The organism is Arthrobacter sp. P2b (assembly GCF_900168295.1).
Lineage (GTDB): Bacteria > Actinomycetota > Actinomycetes > Actinomycetales > Micrococcaceae > Arthrobacter.
In genome coordinates, this window is the sequence record NZ_FVZL01000010.1 from 30,794 (window position 1) to 49,979 (window position 19,186).

The following is a 19,186-nucleotide window of genomic DNA, read 5'->3' on the forward strand; positions in this document are numbered from 1 at the left end:
CTGACCCGCAAATTTCAGATCGGGCGGCCGGGCTGTCCGTCCAAGGCCGCGTCCGGCATTCATGTGACACACTCTGGCGTGTCACGCCCACTTTGGGGGAGCCGCAGGCCGAGCCCTAGGCTGCCGTCCGGAAAAACAGCTCCGTCACGGCCGCCAGCCGCCGCGGATCCTCCACGCCGCACAGCTCCCGGGCGGAGTGCATGGACAACAGCGGAACCCCAACATCCACCGTACGAATTCCCAGCCGCGTGGCCGTCAACGGACCGATGGTGGAACCGCAGGGAATTGCGTTGTTGGAGACGAATTCCTGGAACGGCACGCCGGCCTCGGAGCAGAGCCGGGCCCAGAACGCGGCGCCAGGCGCGTCCGTCGCATACCGCTGGTTCGCATTGATCTTCAGCAGCGGCCCGCCATTGAGCACCGGGTGGTTGGCGGGGTCGTGCCGTTCCGCATAATTCGGGTGTACCGCATGCCCGGCGTCTGCCGAGACGCAGAACGACGCCGACATCGCCTGCCGCCGCTGGCTCACCGAAGCCCCCAGGCCGTCGGAGATGCGCACCAGAACATCCTCCAGAATGGGCCCGCAGGCGCCGGAGCGGGAGTTGGAGCCGATCTCCTCATGGTCAAAGGCGGCAAGGACGGCGATGGGCCCGGAAGCAGCCCCACCGGAGGCATGCGAAATCAACGCAGCAAGCCCCGCATGGGTGGACGAAAGGTTGTCCAGCCGCCCGGATGCGAAGAACTCACCTGAGCCCCCGAAAACCGCAGGGGCCTGCGTGTCCGCAACAACGACGTCGTACCCGCCAATGCGTGCAGGATCCACGGAAGCATCAGGCACAGAAGAAGCCAAAACGTCCAGCAGGTCAAAATCAGCCGGGTTGCCCAGCCCCCACACCGGGTTCATGTGCCGCTGCTTATCAAGGGTGAGCCCCTCGTTGACGGCCCGGTCCAGGTGGATGGCCAGCTGCGGAAACCGGAGCAGGGGGCCGGTTTCCGTCAGGTGCTCGGTGCCGTCCAGCATCACCAGCCGGCCCGCAAGCTGCAGTTCCCGGTCAAGCCAGGAGTTCAGGAGCGGACCGCCGTACACCTCCACACCGGCCTGGAGCCAGCCGTGGGCGCCGGTGGTCGGCTTGGGTTTGAGCTTGAAGGACGGCGAATCGGTGTGGGCCCCCAGGATGTTGAATCCGGTGGTGGGTCCTGCGCCCCCCGGAACCACCCACGCGATCAGGGCGCCGTCGCGGATGATGAAGAACGAGCCCGGCCCGCCCTCCCACGGCTCCAGCTCATCAAGGTTTGTAAACCCCGCGTCCTCCAGCCGCCGGCCCGCCTCGCGGACCGCGTGAAAGCTCGACGGCGATGCGCTGACATAGGCGCCAAGGTCCCGGATGTGGTCTGCGGCGGAGGAATCGAAAGGCATGCTCCCGAGTCTAGATGGTTACGTTAAGCCCCGCCGTGTACCCCTGCGCCGCCGATCCGGTCATCGTGGCGAGCTGGTAAATGCCGCCGTCGTCCCGAAAGACGCTGTCCGACTGCAGGGTGGTGCGACGCATCGCGGCCACGCTCCCCTCATACCCGGAAGTGGCGTAAACGTCGTCACAGGCCGCCTGCGTGAGGGCAATCTGGGAAACGGCCAGCACCTGCCCCGCCGTGGTGGCATTGCTCATGGACTCGAACACCTCAAAGTGGATGTGCGGCCAGCGGCCCGGATAGGCGCCGGGGAAGATCGATGTGAAGGTCACCTGACCGTTGGCGTCCGCTTCCTGGACACCGCGGAGGTAGTTTTCATTGGCCAGGCCGGAGTCGTACATGGAGTACTTCCCGTCCCGGTCGCAGTGCCAGGCATAAACGGCCGCCCCGGCCAGCGGCCGGCATCCGTTCGCGTTGTCCAGGAGTGTCAGGGTGAAGGTCAGCGGGACGCCTTCCGCCTTGCCGGAAAAGGCACCGAAACTTGACGTGATGTCGCGGCGGACCACTCCGGAGGCTGTCAGTGCATCCGGTCCGTTGGAGCCATCGGCCGGGAAGGGCCCTGCCGTTTCCTTGGGGATGTCTACACCGCACTCTGTAATCGCCCGGGTTACCGTGGGGCTGGCCGGAGCGGGCACTATCCCGCCAGGTGCCGGGGCGGCCGGGGAGGGGGAAACGGACGACGGCGACGGGCCGGCTGGTGTGCCTTGCCCGGGCGTGCAGGCAGCCAGGGCTGCCACGGCGCCGCCCGCGCCAAGGAACCTTCCAAGGAAACGGCGGCTCATCATCGTTGACAGGTCGAAGTCGAGTCCCCGGTCATGGTTCGGATGCGGCTGTCTGGCGTCCGCGCCGGGATCTTCGGGCGTGCGGAAAGTGGTCATGACTCCATCAAAGGCCACCACGCGTGCCTTGCATAGGTCCGTATCAGCCGTGCATAGATCTGTATCAGTAGTCCGGGTTGCTGGGGACCACCAGGCCGGTCTCATACGCATAGACCACTGCCTGGACGCGGTCGCGGAGGTGCAGCTTTGTGAGGATCCGGCGGACATGCGTCTTGACGGTGGCCTCGGACAGGAAGTAGCGGTGGGCAATTTCAGCATTGGAAAGACCTTCAGCCATCGCCTCCAGCATCTCCGTCTCCCGCGGCGTGAGGTCTGCCAGCAGGGGGTCCGGTGCGGGCGCGGCAGGTGCCGGCCGGGCCGAGCCGCGGACGTACGTTTCGAGCAGGCGCTGGGTGATCCGGGGCGCCACCACGGCGTCGCCGCTGGCCACCACGCGGACGGCATTGATCAGGTCCGACGGCGCCGCATCCTTCAGGAGGAACGCGGACGCACCTGCCTGCAGACCGGCGAAGGCATACTCGTCCACATCGAAGGTGGTCAGGATGATGATCCGGGCGCAGGAGCCGGTGGCGGTGATGGCCCGGGTTGCCTCGATGCCGTCCAGGACAGGCATCCGGACGTCCATCAGCACCACATCCGGGTTCAGCTCGCCCACCAGCCGGATGGCCTCGGCGCCGTCGGACGCCTCACCCACAATCCGCAGGTCCTCCTCGCCTTCCAGGATCAGGCGGAAACCCATCCGCAGCAGGGGCTGGTCATCCACCAGCAGGACGGTGATCGGGGCGTTTTCGGTCATACCTTGCCTTGCAGTTCGTGCGGATAGGGACTGAGTTCCGGCTGGTCATCGCCCGGCCAGCACAGCACGGCGTGGACCCGCCAGCCGCGGCCGGTTGGACCGGCCTCCACCGTGCCGGCGTAAATGCGCGCACGCTCCGCCATCCCTGCCAGCCCCTGGCCCGTTCCGTAGGAGCCGCCCTGGACGCCTCCCTCACTGGGCTGCTGCCCCGGAACCCCCGCGCCGTCGTCGAGCACTTCAATGGTGACCGTGGAACCGGACCGGACGATGCTGACGTCCACCCGGCCCAGCGACCTGGCGTAGCGGAGCACGTTGGTGAGCGACTCCTGGACGATCCGGTAGACGGTGAGCTGGAAGGCGGCATCATCGGGCAACGCCGGGCCGCTGTGGGAGTAGTGCAGCGGCAGCCCGGCCGTGCGGAACCCTTCCAGCAGCTTGGCCAGGCTGTTCCCGGCGGCGATCGGCAGCCTGGGGGCGGTTGCGCCGGCATCATCCCGAAGGACGCCCAGTACGCGCCGCATGTCGGCAAGGGCGGTGCGGCCCGTTCGGGACAGCTCGCCCAGCACGTCACCGGCGCGTCCCGGGTCTTTCCGGACCACGACGGCGGCCCCGTCCGACAGGCTGATCATCACCGTCAGCGAGTGGGCAACGACGTCGTGCATTTCCCGGGCGATCCGGTTCCGTTCGTTGACCGAAGCCAGGCGGGCTGTCCGTGCCGCCCAGGCCGCCACCTCCTGCTCGTGTTCCCGCCGTTGCTTCACGCCGATGCCGATGCCGGTGGCGATGACGTTGGACAGCGCGATGCTGGCACCGGTGGCAATGCTGGTCAGGAGGTTGAAGTCGCCCGGGTTGGCCCCCACGTCGTGGACGAAGGAGCTTTCCATGGGGTGGGTGTGGGTACCCACGGCGGCCAGCAGGTAGAGGAGAGCCAGCGGCGCGGTGGCCACCGCCATGGTGATCAGCGCGAACCGGCGGGTGTGGACCACGGCCACGGCATAAAGCGAGAACCACAGCCCGGCGGAGACGTTGGAGCCCCAGGGATGCAGCAGCGTAACGGCCACCTCCACCACCGCCACGAAGGCCACCAGGCCTACCGGGTGGGCCCGGCGAAAGAACATCGCCGCCGCCACCGCCGCCAGCAGGGCTGCCGCGGGCCAGTTGCCGGAGATGACGGCATCAACCACTGTCGGCGTCACCAGCAGTGCATAGCCCAGCGCCACCACCGCATCCATGACGCGCGGGTGCTGGTAGAGATACCGCCGGACAAGTCCCCGGCGGCGGGCCGTGAGCTCGGCAAAGGACGCGTCAGCCTGTCCGGCTGCCGCGTCCATTGCTGGTCCCCCCTGGTTCATACGGGTCAGACGTCGCGTTTCTTCAGCACGATCATGGCCGGAATGAGGAACAGCAGCACGTAACCCAGGAAGATCAGGCCGCCCTGCCATGGATCGATCACGCCGTCCGTGTGGCCAATGGACAGGAACCGTCCGCCGGCGTCGCTGGGAATGTACTGCGGGACGTACTTCCAGAAGTCGCCGGGGATGAGCGTGAGGAAACTCGCGGCAATGGACAGGACGAAGAAGATGCCTACCAGCACGGTGATGCCGCCGGCCGAGTTCCGCAGCAGGGTTCCCAGCGAGAGTCCGATCAGGGCAACGCCCGCCACATAGAGGCCGCCGGTGAAGATGCTGTACAGCACACCGTCGGTGGACCAGTCCAGGTCGAAGCCGATGCTCTGGAACACCGGCATGGCGATCAGGAACGTGGCCACGCCCGCGATGGTGGTGATGACGTACGAGATCACGGCAAGAATGATGGCCTTGGCAACGAAGGCCGGTGTGCGGCGCGGAACGGCATTCATGGTGGAACGGATCATGCCGGTGGCGTATTCGGAGGACATGAACAGCACCGCCAGGGATCCGAGGACCAGGATGCCGATCTGCAGGCCGGCGTTGGGCAGGTTGTAGAGGTCGAATCCGGATCCCGGCGGGAACGTCTGTTCCATCATTTCAGGGGTCAAGGTCTGGCCCTGGTCCCTGGCATTGCGGATCATCTCGTCCAGGAATGTGTAGCGGATCAGGACGGCCAGGGCTCCCACGCCCACGATGGCCACCAGTGTGAGCAACAGCAGGATGCGGGTGGACATCAGGGACCAGAGTTTGATCCATTCGGAGCGGAGTACGCCGCTGAAAGTGACGCCGTGGGACCCTGCTGAGGAACGGGCGGGGGCGGCAGCGGTTGATGTGTGGGTGCTCATGGTCCTTACTTTCCTGCCGTCGCCGGGGAGGCCAGGGCAGGTCCTCCGGTCAGGTGCGAGTGGTATTCAACTTCGTCCTTGGTGAGGTCGAAGTAGGCGTCTTCCAGGCTCGAAACCTGCGGCGTGAGTTCGTACACCAGGACACCGTTGCGGAGCGCCACCTCCGCGATTTCGCGCGGCCCGATGCCGGTCACCGTCAGGGTTTCCGGTTCGCTTTGGTCCACGGTGACGCCGTCTCCTGCCAGCAGTGAAGAAAGCTGCGGGGCGGAGTCCGTGCGGACCAGCGTCCTGGACTGGCGGGTGCCGGCGATGATTTCCTGGACAGGGGCGTCGGCGATGATGCGGCCGCGGCCGATGACGATCAGGTGGTCGGCGGTCTGGGCCATTTCGCTCATAAGGTGCGAGGAGAGGAAGACGGTTTTGCCCTGGTTCGCCAGGTAGCGGACCAGGTTCCGCACCCAGAGGACGCCTTCGGGATCCAGGCCGTTGACCGGCTCGTCCAGGATGAGCGTCTGCGGGTCGCCAAGGAGGGCGGCGGCGATGCCCAGCCGCTGCCCCATGCCCAGCGAAAAGCCGCCGGCTTTCTTCTTTGCCACGGCATCCAGGCCGGTCATCTCAATGACCTCATGGACCCTCGCCTTGGGGATGCCGTGCGTGGCAGCCATGGCCAGGAGGTGGTTGTATGCGCTGCGGCCCGTGTGCACGGCCTTGGCGTCCAGCAGGGCACCCACCTCGTGGAGCGGCGCCTTGTGGTGCGCGTAGGGCAGCCCATTCACCGTGACGGATCCCGACGTCGGCCGGTCCAGTCCCATGATCATGCGCATGGTGGTGGATTTACCGGCGCCGTTGGGGCCCAGGAAGCCGGTGACTTGCCCTGCCCTGACAGTGAAACTGACTCCGGCCACGGCGGTTTTCGCGCCATAGACCTTGGCCAGGTCTTTTGCCTCAATCATGGATATGTTCCTTCGGACGGCAGCGCAGGGCTGCGGATGGGTTCAGGTACGCGGTGTACCCCTTACGCTACCGATGCCGATGCCCCATTTCGCCTGTCTCAGGGATGATTCAGGGGCAACTCAGGGTAGTCCCCGTGGATGACCGTCAGCCCAACAGGCGGCCCGCTCTCCTAGGAGTGGGGCGTGTAGTAGGCCAGGGCACGGGGAACCACGCTGTACTTCACGCTGCGCACACCGGCCAAGGCCTCGCCGTCCACCGCCAACGCCATGGGTGCCCCGCCGGCGTCGATGCGGACCTCAGTTGCCTCCCTCAGGTGGGTGATCCGCGAACCTGCCACCGTTCCGGTCAGCACCGACCACAGGAGCCGCAGCCGCGCAAATGATTCATCGGCCGTGATCAGCCTGACGTCCAGGACCCCGTCGTCCAGGACCGGGCGGAGCAGCGGCGCGTGGTCCCGGGGATAGTAGCGGCCCCGCCCCAGGTAGGCGATCCACACCTTGTGCAGGACACCGTCCACCGTGAGAGTGACGGGCGTCCCCGCGGCGAAGGTCCTGATCATCGCCACAACGCCGGCGAGTGGTTTCCCGAGCGCTGGCTGCAACTGCTCGCGCCGCCGCACCAGGTCCGGGTAGAGGCCGATGCTGGACGTGTTCAACATGATCAGCTCCGCAACTTCAGGCTGTCCCGCGAGCCCGCGCTCCACGGCGACAATGCCGATGTCCGCCAACGCGGCCTCGCCCCTGGAGGCGGCCGCAACGGCTTCCTTGAGGCTTCCTGTTCCTGCGTCGCGGGCAAAATGGTTGAGCGTCCCGCCCGGGAGGACCAGGAGGGGGATGGAACGTTCGACGGCGGCCGCGGCTGCTGCGCCCACGGTGCCGTCGCCGCCCCACACACCGAGGGCGCGGGTGCCCGGCCAGTCCGCAGTTGCAGCGATTTGCGCCAGCAGCTCATCGTCGGGCTGAACGGTGTTGATATGCGCCTTCGGGAATACTTCTTTGAGTGCGGCGGCCGTCTCTTCCCTGAACGAGCCACCCAGGGTGTTCACTACGATGCTGAGGCCCTCGCCTCCCGGCAGTTCGGGCGCAGGGGTCCAGGTCCGCGCGGGCTGCGGGAAGGGTGGACGGACCGGCCACCACCTGCGGGTTACCAACGCTGCTCCTGCCCCCAGCGCTGAGCCAAAGAAGACGTCCGAGGGCCAGTGCGCCCCGGTGTGGACCCGGGAGTAGGCCACTCCCAGGGCCGCCGGCGCCAGGGCGGCGCCCAGGGCGGGCCGGACCAGGCCCACTCCCACGGCAAACGCCACGGCTGACGCCGAGTGTCCCGACGGCATGGAGGAGCTGGTGGGTTGGGGATGGACAAACCTGAACACCGGAAGGTGCTCCGGCAGCGGCCGGGTGCGGGGGAGCAGCGTTTTGAAGACGCCGTTGGTCACAGCCGATGCCACAGCCTGGGCCAGCAAACCATGCAGGGCTGCCCGGCGGGTCTTTCCCGGGAAAGCGGCCATCACGGCGGCCGCCGCAATCCAGAGCTTCCCATGGTTGCCCGAAGCCGAGAGCCTGCGGAAAAAGTCGTCGTGGTTGCCGCCCGGCAGATCGGAAACATGCTTTACAAGGTATCTATCCAGCCGCCCGATCCATCGATGGCTGTTACGCCATGTTCTGTGCATGCCCTCACCCTACCGCCACCGCCGGCACGGACGCCCCATCACCTTTAGGGCTTAAAACCCCAACGCTCCATCACCTGTTGCGGCGAAACCCGGAACGCTCTCGCAGGTCCGGCTTACGCGGCTTCAGCTGACTGCTTCGTTTTGAGCGGCTTGGCTGCACCGGCCAGCAAGAGTGCCAGGAGAATCGGGGCCAGGATCGCAAGCAACGCCAGGTGGATACCGGTGAGGTCCCCGAGGTACCCCAGCAGGGGAGGGCCGGCGAGGAACGAGATATAACCGAGTGTGGATACAACGGATACCCGTGCCGCGGCGTGCTTCGGGTCGTCGGCAGCGGCGGACATTCCCATTGGGAATGCCAGCGCTGCTCCGACGCCCCACAGCGCGGCACCAGCTGCGGCCAGCCAAACGTTCCCGGCGAGGACGAAGAGGCAAAGACCGGCGGCGGCCGCCGCCATGCTGGCCCGCAGTACGGCGACGCGGCCGTACTTGTCGATGACCTGGCCGCCGAAGAACCGCATGGCTGTCATGGCCAGGACGAAGAGGGCAAACATCAGTGCACCGGTTGACTCTGAGGTTCCGAGTCCGTCGACCGATGCTTTGGCAATCCAGTCGTTTCCGGCGCCTTCTGTCAGGGTCGCCCCCAGGACCACAACACCGATGAGCAGGGTGCGGCTGTCCCGCCATGCGGAGGGTCCCTTGGCGGGCTTCGCTTCGCCGGCGGGGGTGGCCGTTGGGATGTGTGGCAGGAAGTAGCGGGGAGCGATCATGGTGACCACAACGACGATGCCGACGATGACCAGCAGATGCACGGGAAGGTCCACGCCCAGGTTAGAAAGTCCCGCGCCGATAAGCGCGCCCACGAAGGCGCCGCCGCTGAATGCTGCGTGGAACTGCGGCATGATGGTGCGGCGCATTTTGTGTTCAACGTCGGCCCCCTCGATGTTCTGGGACACATCCCACAGGCCGATGGCGATGCCGAAGAAGAACAGGGAGACGGCCGTGCCGGGAATCGATGCGACGGCCAGTGACAGGGCGATGCCGGTACCCGCTGCGGCGGCCAGCAGCCCGCCTAAACGGACAGTATTGGCCGTTCCCAGCCGGCCCACCACCAGGCCGGCCGTGGGCAGCGCGAGCAGTGAGCCGACGGCGGTGCACAGCAGGAGCGTCCCCATCTGGCCCGAGGTGATCTGCAACGTTTCGGTGACTGCCGGAATTCGTGCAGCCCAGCTCGCAAAGACCAGGCCGTTGATGCCAAAGACCACGAATGTGGCCACCGCTGCTGCTTTTAATCCCGCTTCATGTGCCGTGCCGGTATTCAGGCTCATACATTCACTACTTCCACTGAGTATTTATCGAGTTGTGCGCGCTCTTCGGCGCTGAAATCTTTGTCCGTCACCATCACATCTACCCGCTCCAGGCTTGCCACAAGTACCCTTGCTTGCGCGCGCCACTTGGCCGCAGCGGCTGCCAGCACCACACGTGCGCCGGCTTCGAGGCCTGCGCGTTTTACCGCCGCATCCTCCAGGTCGTGCGCAAGCAGGCCGTCCTTGAAATCCACCGCGCAGGGCGTAACAACGGCGGTGTCAAAACGCAGGGACCGGATGTTTGACTCTGCCAGCGGGCCCCGGAAGCACAGTTCCCCGGGGACCAGGTTTCCGCCGGGCAAGAGGAGCGATGGGCGGACACCGGCACCGCCTTCCTCACCGGCTGCAGCATTGAGCGATCTTAGAGACATGGGCATCAGCGTCAGGTCCCTGCCAGCCACGGCGCGTGCCACCTCCGTGGCCGTACTGCCGCTGTCCAGCCATACGTGTTCACCGTCCCGCAAAAGCTTGGCAACGGCCGTTGCAATCCGCTTCTTGACGTCCTGGTCCTCCAGCTCGCGCTGGCCGTAACCCGGGTTCCCGCCGTGGACTATGAGGCTTCTGGCTCCGCCGTGGATGCGCCGCAGGACACCGTTGGCGGCCAGGACTTCAAGGTCGCGCCGGATCGTCGCCCCGGACGCATCACAGGCGAGGATCAGCTCATCCACGCTGACCTCGGATCGTTTGCGCAGCATCTCTGCAATGGTGCGATGCCGCTCGTCCGTCTTCATGATCAAATGCTAGCAATGAATGATTATTTAATCACCAGCGTGCGCAAGGCCGGTGTTCGTACAAAAACCGCGAAAGGTGATGGAGCGTGGCGGGAAAGCCCGCGAAAGGTGAGAGAGCGTCGCGGAAAAACCCGCGAAAAGTGAGAGAGCGTCCGGGGTTAGCGGGCGCGCACCACCCGTTGCTCGTCCCAGACCGGCTCGTCTGATTCGTACACTTTTCCGTCGGAGCCGAACACCAGGAAGCGGTCGAACGTGCGGGCGAACCAGCGGTCGTGCGTGACCGCCAGGACCGTCCCCTCGAAGTGGTCAATGGCCCGCTCCAGCGCCTCCGCGGAGTGCAGGTCCAGGTTGTCCGTGGGCTCGTCCAGCAGCAGCAGGGTGGCTCCGCTAAGCTGCAGCAGCAGGATCTGGAACCGTGCCTGCTGGCCGCCCGAGAGGGACTCGTACTTCTGCTCCGACTGTCCTGCCAGCCCGTAACCGTCCAACGCCCCGGCGGCGGCCTCACGGCCAAGACCGGAACGGTGCTCGTCGCCGCGGTGCAGGATCTCGAGGAGTGTCTTGCCCAGGAGATCCGGGCGCACGTGGGTCTGGGCAAAGAATCCCGGCCGGATGCGGGCCCCGAGTTTTACCGTGCCCTCGTGGGGAACTTCGGCGATCTCGACGTCGGACACCGGCAGGTGCTCGCGCTCGGGGTCGGTGCCCCCGGTGGCCAGCAGGCGGAGGAAGTGGCTCTTGCCCGAGCCGTTGGAGCCGAGGACGCCCACGCGGTCGCCGAACCAGACTTCTGTGGAAAACGGCTTCATGAGCCCGGTCAGTTCCAGCCGTTCGGCCACGATGGCGCGTTTGGCAGTCCTGCCGCCCTTGAGCCGCATGTGCACGTTCTGCTCAATGGGCAGCGCCTCGGGCGGGCCCGCCTCGAGGAACTTCGCGAGGCGGGTCTGGGCCGCGTGGTAGCGGTTGGCCATGTCCGAGCGGAAGGCAGCTTTGTTCTTGTACATATTGACGAGTTCCTTGAGCTTGACGTGCTCCTCGTCCCAGCGTTTGCGGAGTTCCTCGAAACGGGCGTTCCGGTCCGCCCGCGCCTCCACATACGAGCCGAATCCGCCGCCGTGGATCCAGGCCGCAGCGCCGTTGATTCCGGGCTCCAGGGTCACGATGCGCCCGGCGGCGTTGTTCAGCAGTTCACGGTCGTGGCTGATGAAGAAGACGGTTTTCCTGGACTCGTTGAGCTTGTCCTCGAGCCAGCGCTTACCGGGCACGTCCAAGTAGTTGTCCGGTTCGTCCAGGAGCAGGAGGTCGTCCGGTCCGGCGAAGAGTGCCTCCAGGACCAGGCGCTTTTGCTCACCGCCGGAGAGGCTCGACGCCGGGCGGTGCTGCGCGCGGTCAAAGGGGAGTCCCAGCGCGGCCATGCAGACCTCGTCCCAGACGGTCTCCACGTCGTAGCCTCCGGCGTCGCCCCAGTCCACGATGGCCTGCGCGTAGCGCATCTGGGTGGGTTCGTCGTCGTGCTCGATCATGGCCAGTTCGGCCTCGTCAACCTCGCGGGCGGCGGCAGCCAAGGCAGGCGGTGCTGCGGACACGAGCAGGTCACGCACGGTGGATTCGTCCCGGACCTGGCCCACGAACTGGCGCATGATGCCCATGTTTCCGGACCGTCCGATGACGCCCTCGTCCGGGGTGAGGTCGCCGGCGATGATCCGGAAAAGAGTGGTTTTTCCCGTCCCGTTGGGTCCGATCAGCGCCGTCTTGGTGCCATCCGGAACCTTGAAGGTCACCCCGTTCAGCAGCTGCGTGCCGTCGGAGAGAAAGTAATCGATACCGGAAACGTCAATATGGGCCACGCAGTCCATCTTCCCACGCGGCCCGTCGGGTTGACGGTCAGCCGGCGGCGGTGAGGAACTCCTTCAGCAGCGGCCCGGATGTTGTTGCTCCCAGTCCGCCATCCTCCACGAAGACGGCCACGGCAAGGTCTCCGTGCACGGCAACAATCCAGGCGTGGGTCTTGGGCGGATTCTCTTTGCCGAACTCGGCGGTGCCGGTCTTGGCGCCCACGGGCTCACCCGGAACGGACGAGAGGAACCCTGCGTGTCCGGAGGTGACGACGGCGCGCATCATGTCCGCGAGGGAAGCGGCCTCGGCCGCCGTGATCGGCTGGCCGGACGCCGTCGAGGGTGCTTCAGCTGTCGCCGTCGCAGACGGCTGGGCGGCCGGAGCTGTGGAACCGCTGGTGGTCCCGGCGGCGGCAGCACCGCCGTCGGGGTTCAGGACCAGCTGCGGCGAGACAGGCGCCCCCTTGGCCACGGAACCTGCCATCATCGCCGCCGCCAACGGTGACAGAAGTACCTTGCCCTGGCCGATCATGGAGGCGGCATGCTCGGTTCCGGCTGCTTCGGCGGGGACGGAACCGAGGAATGCCTCCGCCCCAAGTGCGGGGGCCTCCACGGCCAGGCCCATGGCCATGGCTGCCGCTTCGAGCTGCCCCTGAGACACCTTGTCACGCGCGGCAATGAAGGCGGTGTTGCAGGAATGCGCGAAGGCATCGCGGAGGGTGACGGAACCGAGGGAACCCTCGGGATACCCCTCCGCATTCTTGAACGTCCGCCCGTCCACCGTGAGGGTAGGCGTGCATTCAACCTTGGATTCGGGAGTGAGGCCGTTGCGGAACATCGCCAGCGAGTCCACCATCTTAAAGATCGAGCCCGGGGCGTACTGCCCCAGCATCGCCGTGTTGTAGCCGTTGCTGCCCGGCCCGGAGGCGGCCGCAAGGACCGCTCCGGTGGAGGGGCGCAGGGCCACGATGGCGGAGGCGGGACCCACTTTTTCCAGGGTGCTTTCGGCGAGCGTCTGCAGCCCCGGGTCCAGGGTGGTCTTCAGGGGCGTCCCCGGCGTCGGCGCCACCTCAAAAAGCACGCGCCTGGGGTCGGTGGCTGACGACTGGATCTGTTCGCGGGTCAGATCCGCACGCTGGGCGCGGATGACGACGGCGTCCGTACCCCTCAGCTGCTCGTCGTACTGTTGCTGCAGGCCGCCGATGCCCGTCACATCGCCCGGCGTCAGCGCTCCTTCCGAGGCTTCGATCTGCTCAGCGGTCGCCTCGCCAACGGAGCCGAGCACAGCGCGGGCAAAAGTCCGGCTGGGCGCCAGCGGCATGGAGGCTGGAATGGCCCGCGCGCCCGGGATGGCAGCAATCTGCTCATTCGTGATGGTCCGGCCCTCTTCACGCAGGGTGATTGCCGGCACGAAGGCCGAGGCACCGGATGCCTTGACCTGCTCCACATATCCGGCGGGATCGACACCCACCAAAGCGGCCAGTTTTCCGGCTGAATCGGCAGGGTCGGCGGCACCCAGCTGCGGCTTGTCGATACCTACGTTCACCACGGGGCGGTACGTGACCAGTGGGACGTCGCCGGCACCGAGGATGTCGGCGCGCTGCGGCGACTGTGCGCCCTTGGTCAGGATTTCGGAATCCGCGAGGCCCGGAACCAGGAGGGCTGGCTCCCAGACCGTGAGCCACTTGTCGCCGGACTTCTTGAATTTGGCCGACACCGTGTACTTCCACTGCGCGTCACCGAAGGACCAGGTGTAGTTCAGGGGCGACGACGCGTTGTCGCCGTCCAGGGTGAGTTCGCCGACTTCGACGGTGGGCTTTTGCGGATCAAGGGCAGCAAAAACTGTCTTGAGCTGGTCGTTGGCAGCTCCGGCATCCTTGCCGTCGAACTCCACCGACGCGATATCCAGACCCGAAACGGCGGTGGCCAGCTGTGAGGCTGCCGCCTCGGCACCACTGCGGCCGTCGTCGCACGCCACCAGCAATGTTCCGAGAATGAGCGCAGCTACGGCTGCCGAAAGTTTTGTTTTTTTCCCCATCGCGCCATTATGCCCCGGTTTTGCCACTCCTTTTGCCCACATTGCGACGGGTGCCTTTCGGCTCACTTTCCTCGCGCGGCCGACATTCCCAGCGCCGGCACTCCCATCCCGAATATGTCCTTAAGGGCATGTGTCGCGGCGTGCAGTCCGGGCATTCCTGTGACCCCCGGACCCGGCGGAGTGGAGGACGAACAAAGGTAGACGCCGCGCAAGGGGGTGCGCCACGGGGCACGGGAAACCACCGGCCTTTGGACCAGGCCCCGCAGGTCCATGGTCCCCACGCTGAAATCACCGCCAATGTAGTTCCGGTTGTATTCGGCCAATCCAGCGGCGGTGACCGCATTCGTCTGCACTATGAGGTCGCGGAAGCCCGGCGCGTAGCGCTCCAGCTGCGCGGTGATGGCCTCGGTCATGTCCTTGGTTGAACCTGCCGGAACGTGGCAGTAGGTCCACACTGTGTGGTGTCCTTCCGGAGCCCGGCCGGCGTCGAACCGCGAGGGCTGTGCCACCAGGACGTACGGCCGTTCCGGATGGCGGCCCGCATTGACCTCATTCTCTGAATGGGCCAGGTCCCTCCTGGTACCGCCTACATGGACCGTGCCGGCGTCGGCCAGTTCGGGCGCCTGCCAGGGCACGGGCCCGGACAGGATGAAGTCCACCTTGCACGAGCCGTTTCCGTAGCGGAATGACTCCAAGGCCCGCCGGTAGCCGTCAGGCAGCGACTGGCCGGCCATGGCGACCAGTCCGCGCGGCGAAACGTTGAGCAGCGTGGCCTTGGCAGTGGGAAGGTCTGCAAGCCTGTCTATCGGAGCGTTCGCATGGATGGCGCCCCCGTGCGCCTTAACATCCTCGGCAAGTGCGGCAGCGATTGAAATGGAGCCTCCCAACGGGATGGGCCATCCCTGCGCATGCCCGAGGGCGCCCAGCATGAGTCCGGCACCGGCGCCGGCGAGGGAGGGCTGGCGGGAGATGGCGTGGGCGGCAACGCCGGTGAGCAGGGCGGGAGCGTACTCCTCGCGGAACCTGGCGTTCCAGGCCCCCGTTCCCTGTTCCATGGTCCGCAGCCCAAAAATACCGGCAGCTGCAGGGCTGCGCGGAATCCGGAAGAGCTGGTTCTGCGTGAAGTCCATGATCCCGTCCACGTTCCGGACCAAGGGCGCCATAAGCCTGCGATAGGCGGCGCCGTCCCGCCCGAGTTCCGCTGCCGTCCGGTCGAGGGACCGGTAGGCCAGGGCTGCGCGTCCGCCGTCCAGCGGCGAACCGTAGGAGATCTCCGGGGTGACCATTTCCACCCGGCGGGCCAGTTCGAATGCCCGAAAGAAGGGCGAGGCGAGGGCCATCGGATGGACAGCCGAGCACACGTCGTGGAAGTGGCCGGGCTGCATCAGTTCGGTGGTGCGTGTCCCGCCGCCGATGGAAGCGGCTGCCTCGAAGACCTCCACGGAAAGTCCGGCGCGGGCCATGACTGCCGCTGCCGCCAGCCCGTTGGGGCCGGCTCCCACCACCACAACATCAGGCATTCGAAGGTTCCTTCCAGGGCAGGAGTGAATCTGCCGGCCGGCGCAGGCTCAACCGAATCCGGTCCGGCGCGCCGGCAAAGGGCCCGCCATGGGGATCATCGGTGTGGTGGCGCCGGATGGGATCATAATTCGGGTCATAAATGTCCCACGTAACGCGGGCCATGAGATAGGCCACCGCAAACATGTGGGCAGCCACGGCGAGGACGTAGTAGGGCATATCCAGGTTGTGCTGGGAGGAGCCTGCGCTGGTCACCTGTCCAAGGTACATCCACACGGCGGCCCAATGCAGGCCCTCAATTCCCTGCCAGACCAGGAAATCGCGCCACCGGGGCCGCGCCAGCGCCAGGAGCGGGATCAGCCACACCACAAACTGCGGGGAATACGCCTTGTTGGTGAGGATGAGGGCGCCCACCAGAAGAAAGGCCACCTGGGCAAGGCGGGGCCGCCGGGGAGCGCTGAGGACAATAACGGCAATGGCGGCACATGCCACCACCAGGAGTGCGGGCGAGAGCAGGTCCACAGCGGCCGGACTCAGCTCTGGCCAGCGCAGCCTGCCGGCCACCAGGTTGTAGGCGAACCAGGGCGAACTGTAGCCCGCATCGCGGTCAGCCGTGTACCGGAAATAGTGGGCCCAGCCGTCAAAGTTTGTGGCCGCGAACGGCAGGTTCACTGCAATCCAGCTGCCGGCCGCCGCCCCGCCCGTGACCAGCAGGGCGCGGAGATGGCCGGTGCGAAGGGCGAGCAGCAGGATGGCTGCCAGGAGCAGCAACGGGTACAGGTTGGTGGCCGTGGCGAGTCCGATCAGGATCCCGGCCGGCACCAGCCGCTGCTGCGCGAAAAAGTACATGGCCACAGCGAGCAGGCAAACCGTCCACAGGTCCCAGTTCACGGTGCCCGCGAGAATGATCCCCGGGGCCAGGGCCACCATCGCTGCGTCCCAGGGCCGGCGGGCTGACATCCTCGCTGTTGCCAGGACGGCGATCATGGCCGCCCCTGCCAACAGTGCCGCGTTGATGTCGAAATACGCCAGGACCCGTCCGTCCGTCACGCCGGTTCCCGGGACCAGCCACGCCGTCAGCCCGGCGATCAGTCCTATGAGGACGGGATATTCGAACTGATTGGTGAGGACGGGGAAGCCTCCCTCAGCCAGACCGCGGTGTGAGAAAAGCTCGGGAAAATCCGAATAGCAGGTGGCGTAGAACTGGGTGGGGGACTCCCAGCCATTGGCGCGGCAATAGCCTTTAAGCAGGACGCCGACGAGCGCGGCGGCAAGGGTGAGGAGGATCAGGACCCGTTCCGCGGTGAATATCCCGGGTGAAATAACGCCGGGGTCCGATCTGCGGCCCAGCGGACCGCCAATGACTTCCGTGAAGTTCCGCAGCAGCATGTCGCTGCGGCTGGGAACCACCAGTCGGGACCGTCCTCGGCGCCCCGGGGGCTGGGTCTCCTCCATGGAGTTGAGCTTACCCGTGTGGCTGCAGGATGAGGTTTAACGTCGGAAGGGCCTGTATCGTCGCAAGGTGTGCCGGGCAGTATTTTCCCGGCAATTGTCCTTCCAATCGTGAACGAATGTACGGCTGCTTGCCGCAGGGAACCAGCAGTCTTCAGGGGGTTATAGGTGGAGAGCCAAAGGGTCAGCGGCCATGCTGCCGGACGACGCTCCCGGCTGGCCGCAGTGCCGGGCCCGGCTGCTGCGCAGTGGTGGATGCCGGCGTCCCTGGGCCTGCTGGGCTTCTGCGCGGCGTTCATAGGATCGTGGATTCCCTCGTTCTGGGATGACGAGATCGCCACCATTTCCGCGGCCGGCCGGTCTCCGGGAGAGCTGCTTCTGCTGCTGCAGTCGGTGGACGCGGTTCACGGCCTCTACTACCTGATCATGCATTTCTGGACGTCCGTCTTTGGTTTCTCGGAAATTTCCATGAGGATGCCGTCGGCGTTTGCGGTGGGGCTTGCCTGCGCCGGGACGGCCCTCATCGGGCGGAAACTGGGGTCCGAATCCCTGGGTTTTGCCGCCGGCCTGGTGCTGGCCGTCCTTCCCCGCATGGTGTGGGCCGGAACCGAGGCCCGGCAGTCTGCTTTCACCGCCCTGCTGGCCGTGGCCCTCACCCTCTTGCTGCTCCGGGCATGGGAGTCCAACCGGATCCTCGACTGGGTCCTCTACGCTCTGTGCGCAGTGGTGGGCGTATGGATGTTCATGTTCTTCGGCTTGGCCGTCGCGGCGCACGCAGCCGCAGCGGTCATACTCCGGCGCCGGATGCTGGCCACTTTGGTGGCCTGCTCCGCGGCCGGGGCTTGTGTGCTGCCGTTCCTGATCTACGCCCTGGGGCAAAAGGCACAGGTGGACTGGATCCAGAACCGTTCCCTGCTGCAGAACCTGATGACCGCGGCCGTCAAACAGTACTTTTACGGCGACGACCGTCCCACCGGGAACATGCCTCCGCAATGGGTTCTGGCGTTTGTGGTGCTCCTCGGCGTGGTGGAGATTGGCTTGCTGGCGTGGGGCCTTTGGTCCGCCCGGCGCAGCACTGCCCTGCGTCCCCTTCTGGTCCTGTGCTTGGCAGGCGTAGCAGTTCCCGTTGCCGGGCTCCTGCTGGTCAGCGTCGTGGCCCAGCCCGTCTACGTCGCCCGGTACCTGACGTTCACCGCCCCTGCGTTTGCCCTGCTGGTAGGACTGGGGATTTCCAGGCTTCCCGCCAAGCACACATGGCTCCGTCCCATGGTGGTAGCTGGAGTTATCTGCTGCAGCCTGGTCCCGCAGCTCACACTCAAGAGCCTGGTGAATGAGCCGGCCGATACCGAACGCCGGATTGCGGCGCTGCTGGATCAGCAGGCGCCGCAACCCGCCGCCATGGTGTTCGGCGAGCCGTACCTCCGTGACATGGTGCTTGCCTATCCGGAACGTTTCGACGGCGTCCAGGACCTGTCCCTTGAGGAAACGCCGGCAGAGTCCGGGACGTTGTGGGGCCTGGATGCCCCCGTCACCGCCGCTGAACTGTCCGGCCGCGGCGAAGTGCTGTTTGTCGGGCTCGGAAATGCCGCCCCCAGCGACCTCTCCGCTTTCACCGCTGCGCAGTGCCGGGAGACCGGCAACCAGCCCTTCCAGCGGCTGGTCCTGATCTCCTTCACCTGCTCCTGAAAGTCCCGGCCGCAAAGGTCCCGCCGCACATGCGGCAGGAATATCAGTGCCGGCCGTACATGTCAGCGCAGCCCGCTCATCTGTTGGTGCATCAGGACAAATACGTCATTCCGCTGCCGCTCCAAGAGGTCTTGGTTGAACAGCATCCTGCTCCTGGTCCGCCGTGGCGCAGTGAACAGGAACTTCCGGAGTTTTCGGATCATTGGTTCTCACCTCCCTACGGGGTGACAGCCAGCCTTATAAATGGGCATAACAAAATAAGGCCGCGTTGAAAAGGAATTAGCGCCCACATAATGGCGCTACAAATTCGCCGAACCATTCGAGGGTATTTTGGCGAAAACGGAATTTCCGGCAGGCGACCGAGACCCATCGGAAAACTGGTTCCGAATTATGGGATGCGGGAGTCCGCGCTCACAGGAAATGCCCGGAACCGCCGCAAGCTGCACGCCACCCAGAAAGGGGAGGCAGGCCTAGGGACGCGAAATTCCGCCGGATATACCGTGAATACCTTGCCGCCCCACCAGGGGACGGAGGACAAGGGCAGGCGTCAGCAGCCTGGTTGGCCCCCGAACAGGTGCGCATTGTGCGCGGG

The 19,186-nt window shown here is 66.0% G+C and carries 14 protein-coding genes; 1 reads left to right on the top strand and 13 read right to left on the bottom strand.

Going from position 1 to position 19,186, the window contains the following annotated elements:
• Positions 1-115: 115 nt before the first annotated feature.
• From B5520_RS15170 to B5520_RS15230, 13 genes are all read right to left on the bottom strand, one after another.
• Entirely contained in the window at positions 116-1,417 is a 1,302-nt protein-coding gene (locus B5520_RS15170; RefSeq protein ID WP_079597915.1) for a M18 family aminopeptidase, read from the bottom strand.
• 10 nt (positions 1,418-1,427) lie between these two features.
• Positions 1,428-2,345: an intradiol ring-cleavage dioxygenase gene (locus B5520_RS15175; RefSeq protein WP_079597916.1), complete on the bottom strand. Its 918-nt coding sequence runs from the start codon at positions 2,343-2,345 to the stop codon at positions 1,428-1,430.
• A gap of 64 nt (positions 2,346-2,409) precedes the next feature.
• A complete protein-coding gene (locus tag B5520_RS15180; RefSeq protein WP_079597917.1) occupies positions 2,410-3,102 on the bottom strand; it encodes a response regulator in 693 nt (230 codons plus the stop codon).
• Complete coding sequence (locus B5520_RS15185) at positions 3,099-4,433, bottom strand: sensor histidine kinase (protein ID WP_254865590.1); 1,335 nt, start codon at positions 4,431-4,433, stop codon at positions 3,099-3,101. The genes B5520_RS15180 and B5520_RS15185 overlap by 4 nt, the downstream gene beginning before the upstream one ends.
• 26 nt (positions 4,434-4,459) lie before the next feature.
• Positions 4,460-5,356: an ABC transporter permease gene (locus B5520_RS15190; protein ID WP_079597919.1), complete on the bottom strand. Its 897-nt coding sequence runs from the start codon at positions 5,354-5,356 to the stop codon at positions 4,460-4,462.
• Positions 5,357-5,361: 5 nt separating this feature from the next.
• Positions 5,362-6,309, bottom strand: a complete 948-nt coding sequence (locus B5520_RS15195) for an ABC transporter ATP-binding protein (RefSeq protein ID WP_079597920.1) — start codon at positions 6,307-6,309, stop codon at positions 5,362-5,364.
• Between the two features lie 170 nt (positions 6,310-6,479).
• Positions 6,480-7,976 (bottom strand): bifunctional phosphatase PAP2/diacylglycerol kinase family protein, encoded by a 1,497-nt coding sequence (locus B5520_RS15200; RefSeq protein ID WP_079597921.1) that lies wholly within the window; start codon positions 7,974-7,976, stop codon positions 6,480-6,482.
• Between the two features lie 113 nt (positions 7,977-8,089).
• On the bottom strand, positions 8,090-9,301 hold the full coding sequence (locus tag B5520_RS15205; protein ID WP_079597922.1) for an MFS transporter: 1,212 nt from the start codon (positions 9,299-9,301) through the stop codon (positions 8,090-8,092).
• A complete protein-coding gene (locus B5520_RS15210; RefSeq protein WP_079597923.1) occupies positions 9,298-10,071 on the bottom strand; it encodes a DeoR/GlpR family DNA-binding transcription regulator in 774 nt (257 codons plus the stop codon). The genes B5520_RS15205 and B5520_RS15210 overlap by 4 nt, the downstream gene beginning before the upstream one ends.
• A 158-nt stretch (positions 10,072-10,229) precedes the next feature.
• Entirely contained in the window at positions 10,230-11,912 is a 1,683-nt protein-coding gene (locus B5520_RS15215; RefSeq protein ID WP_079597976.1) for an ABC-F family ATP-binding cassette domain-containing protein, read from the bottom strand.
• 37 nt (positions 11,913-11,949) lie between these two features.
• A complete protein-coding gene (locus B5520_RS15220; protein ID WP_079597924.1) occupies positions 11,950-13,938 on the bottom strand; it encodes a penicillin-binding transpeptidase domain-containing protein in 1,989 nt (662 codons plus the stop codon).
• Between the two features lie 62 nt (positions 13,939-14,000).
• Positions 14,001-15,458, bottom strand: coding sequence for a phytoene desaturase family protein (locus B5520_RS15225; RefSeq protein WP_079597925.1), 1,458 nt, complete (start codon positions 15,456-15,458; stop codon positions 14,001-14,003).
• The gene (locus B5520_RS15230; RefSeq protein WP_079597926.1) at positions 15,451-16,911 is read right to left on the bottom strand and encodes a glycosyltransferase family 87 protein; all 1,461 of its coding nucleotides are present in this window, start codon (positions 16,909-16,911) and stop codon (positions 15,451-15,453) included. Before B5520_RS15230 ends, B5520_RS15225 begins: the two co-directional genes overlap by 8 nt.
• 165 nt (positions 16,912-17,076) lie before the next feature.
• Here B5520_RS15230 and B5520_RS15235 point away from each other — a divergent pair, with 165 nt between their 5' ends.
• A complete protein-coding gene (locus B5520_RS15235) occupies positions 17,077-18,594 on the top strand; it encodes a glycosyltransferase family 39 protein (protein ID WP_079597927.1) in 1,518 nt (505 codons plus the stop codon).
• The last annotated feature ends 592 nt before the right edge of the window (positions 18,595-19,186 follow it).

Excerpts from the sequence above, each read along its gene's own strand:
- B5520_RS15230 (WP_079597926.1), bottom strand. The coding sequence starts at position 16,911 with ATGGAGGAGACCCAGCCCCCGGGGCGCCGAGGACGGTCCCGACTGGTG.
- B5520_RS15190 (WP_079597919.1), bottom strand. The coding sequence starts at position 5,356 with ATGAGCACCCACACATCAACCGCTGCCGCCCCCGCCCGTTCCTCAGCA.
- B5520_RS15180 (WP_079597917.1), bottom strand. The coding sequence starts at position 3,102 with ATGACCGAAAACGCCCCGATCACCGTCCTGCTGGTGGATGACCAGCCC.
- B5520_RS15185 (WP_254865590.1), bottom strand. The coding sequence starts at position 4,433 with ATGGACGCGGCAGCCGGACAGGCTGACGCGTCCTTTGCCGAGCTCACG.
- B5520_RS15225 (WP_079597925.1), bottom strand. The coding sequence starts at position 15,458 with ATGCCTGATGTTGTGGTGGTGGGAGCCGGCCCCAACGGGCTGGCGGCA.
- B5520_RS15210 (WP_079597923.1), bottom strand. The coding sequence starts at position 10,071 with ATGAAGACGGACGAGCGGCATCGCACCATTGCAGAGATGCTGCGCAAA.
- B5520_RS15175 (WP_079597916.1), bottom strand. The coding sequence starts at position 2,345 with ATGACCACTTTCCGCACGCCCGAAGATCCCGGCGCGGACGCCAGACAG.
- B5520_RS15205 (WP_079597922.1), bottom strand. The coding sequence starts at position 9,301 with ATGAGCCTGAATACCGGCACGGCACATGAAGCGGGATTAAAAGCAGCA.
- B5520_RS15200 (WP_079597921.1), bottom strand. The coding sequence starts at position 7,976 with ATGCACAGAACATGGCGTAACAGCCATCGATGGATCGGGCGGCTGGAT.
- B5520_RS15195 (WP_079597920.1), bottom strand. The coding sequence starts at position 6,309 with ATGATTGAGGCAAAAGACCTGGCCAAGGTCTATGGCGCGAAAACCGCC.
- B5520_RS15220 (WP_079597924.1), bottom strand. The coding sequence starts at position 13,938 with ATGGGGAAAAAAACAAAACTTTCGGCAGCCGTAGCTGCGCTCATTCTC.
- B5520_RS15170 (WP_079597915.1), bottom strand. The coding sequence starts at position 1,417 with ATGCCTTTCGATTCCTCCGCCGCAGACCACATCCGGGACCTTGGCGCC.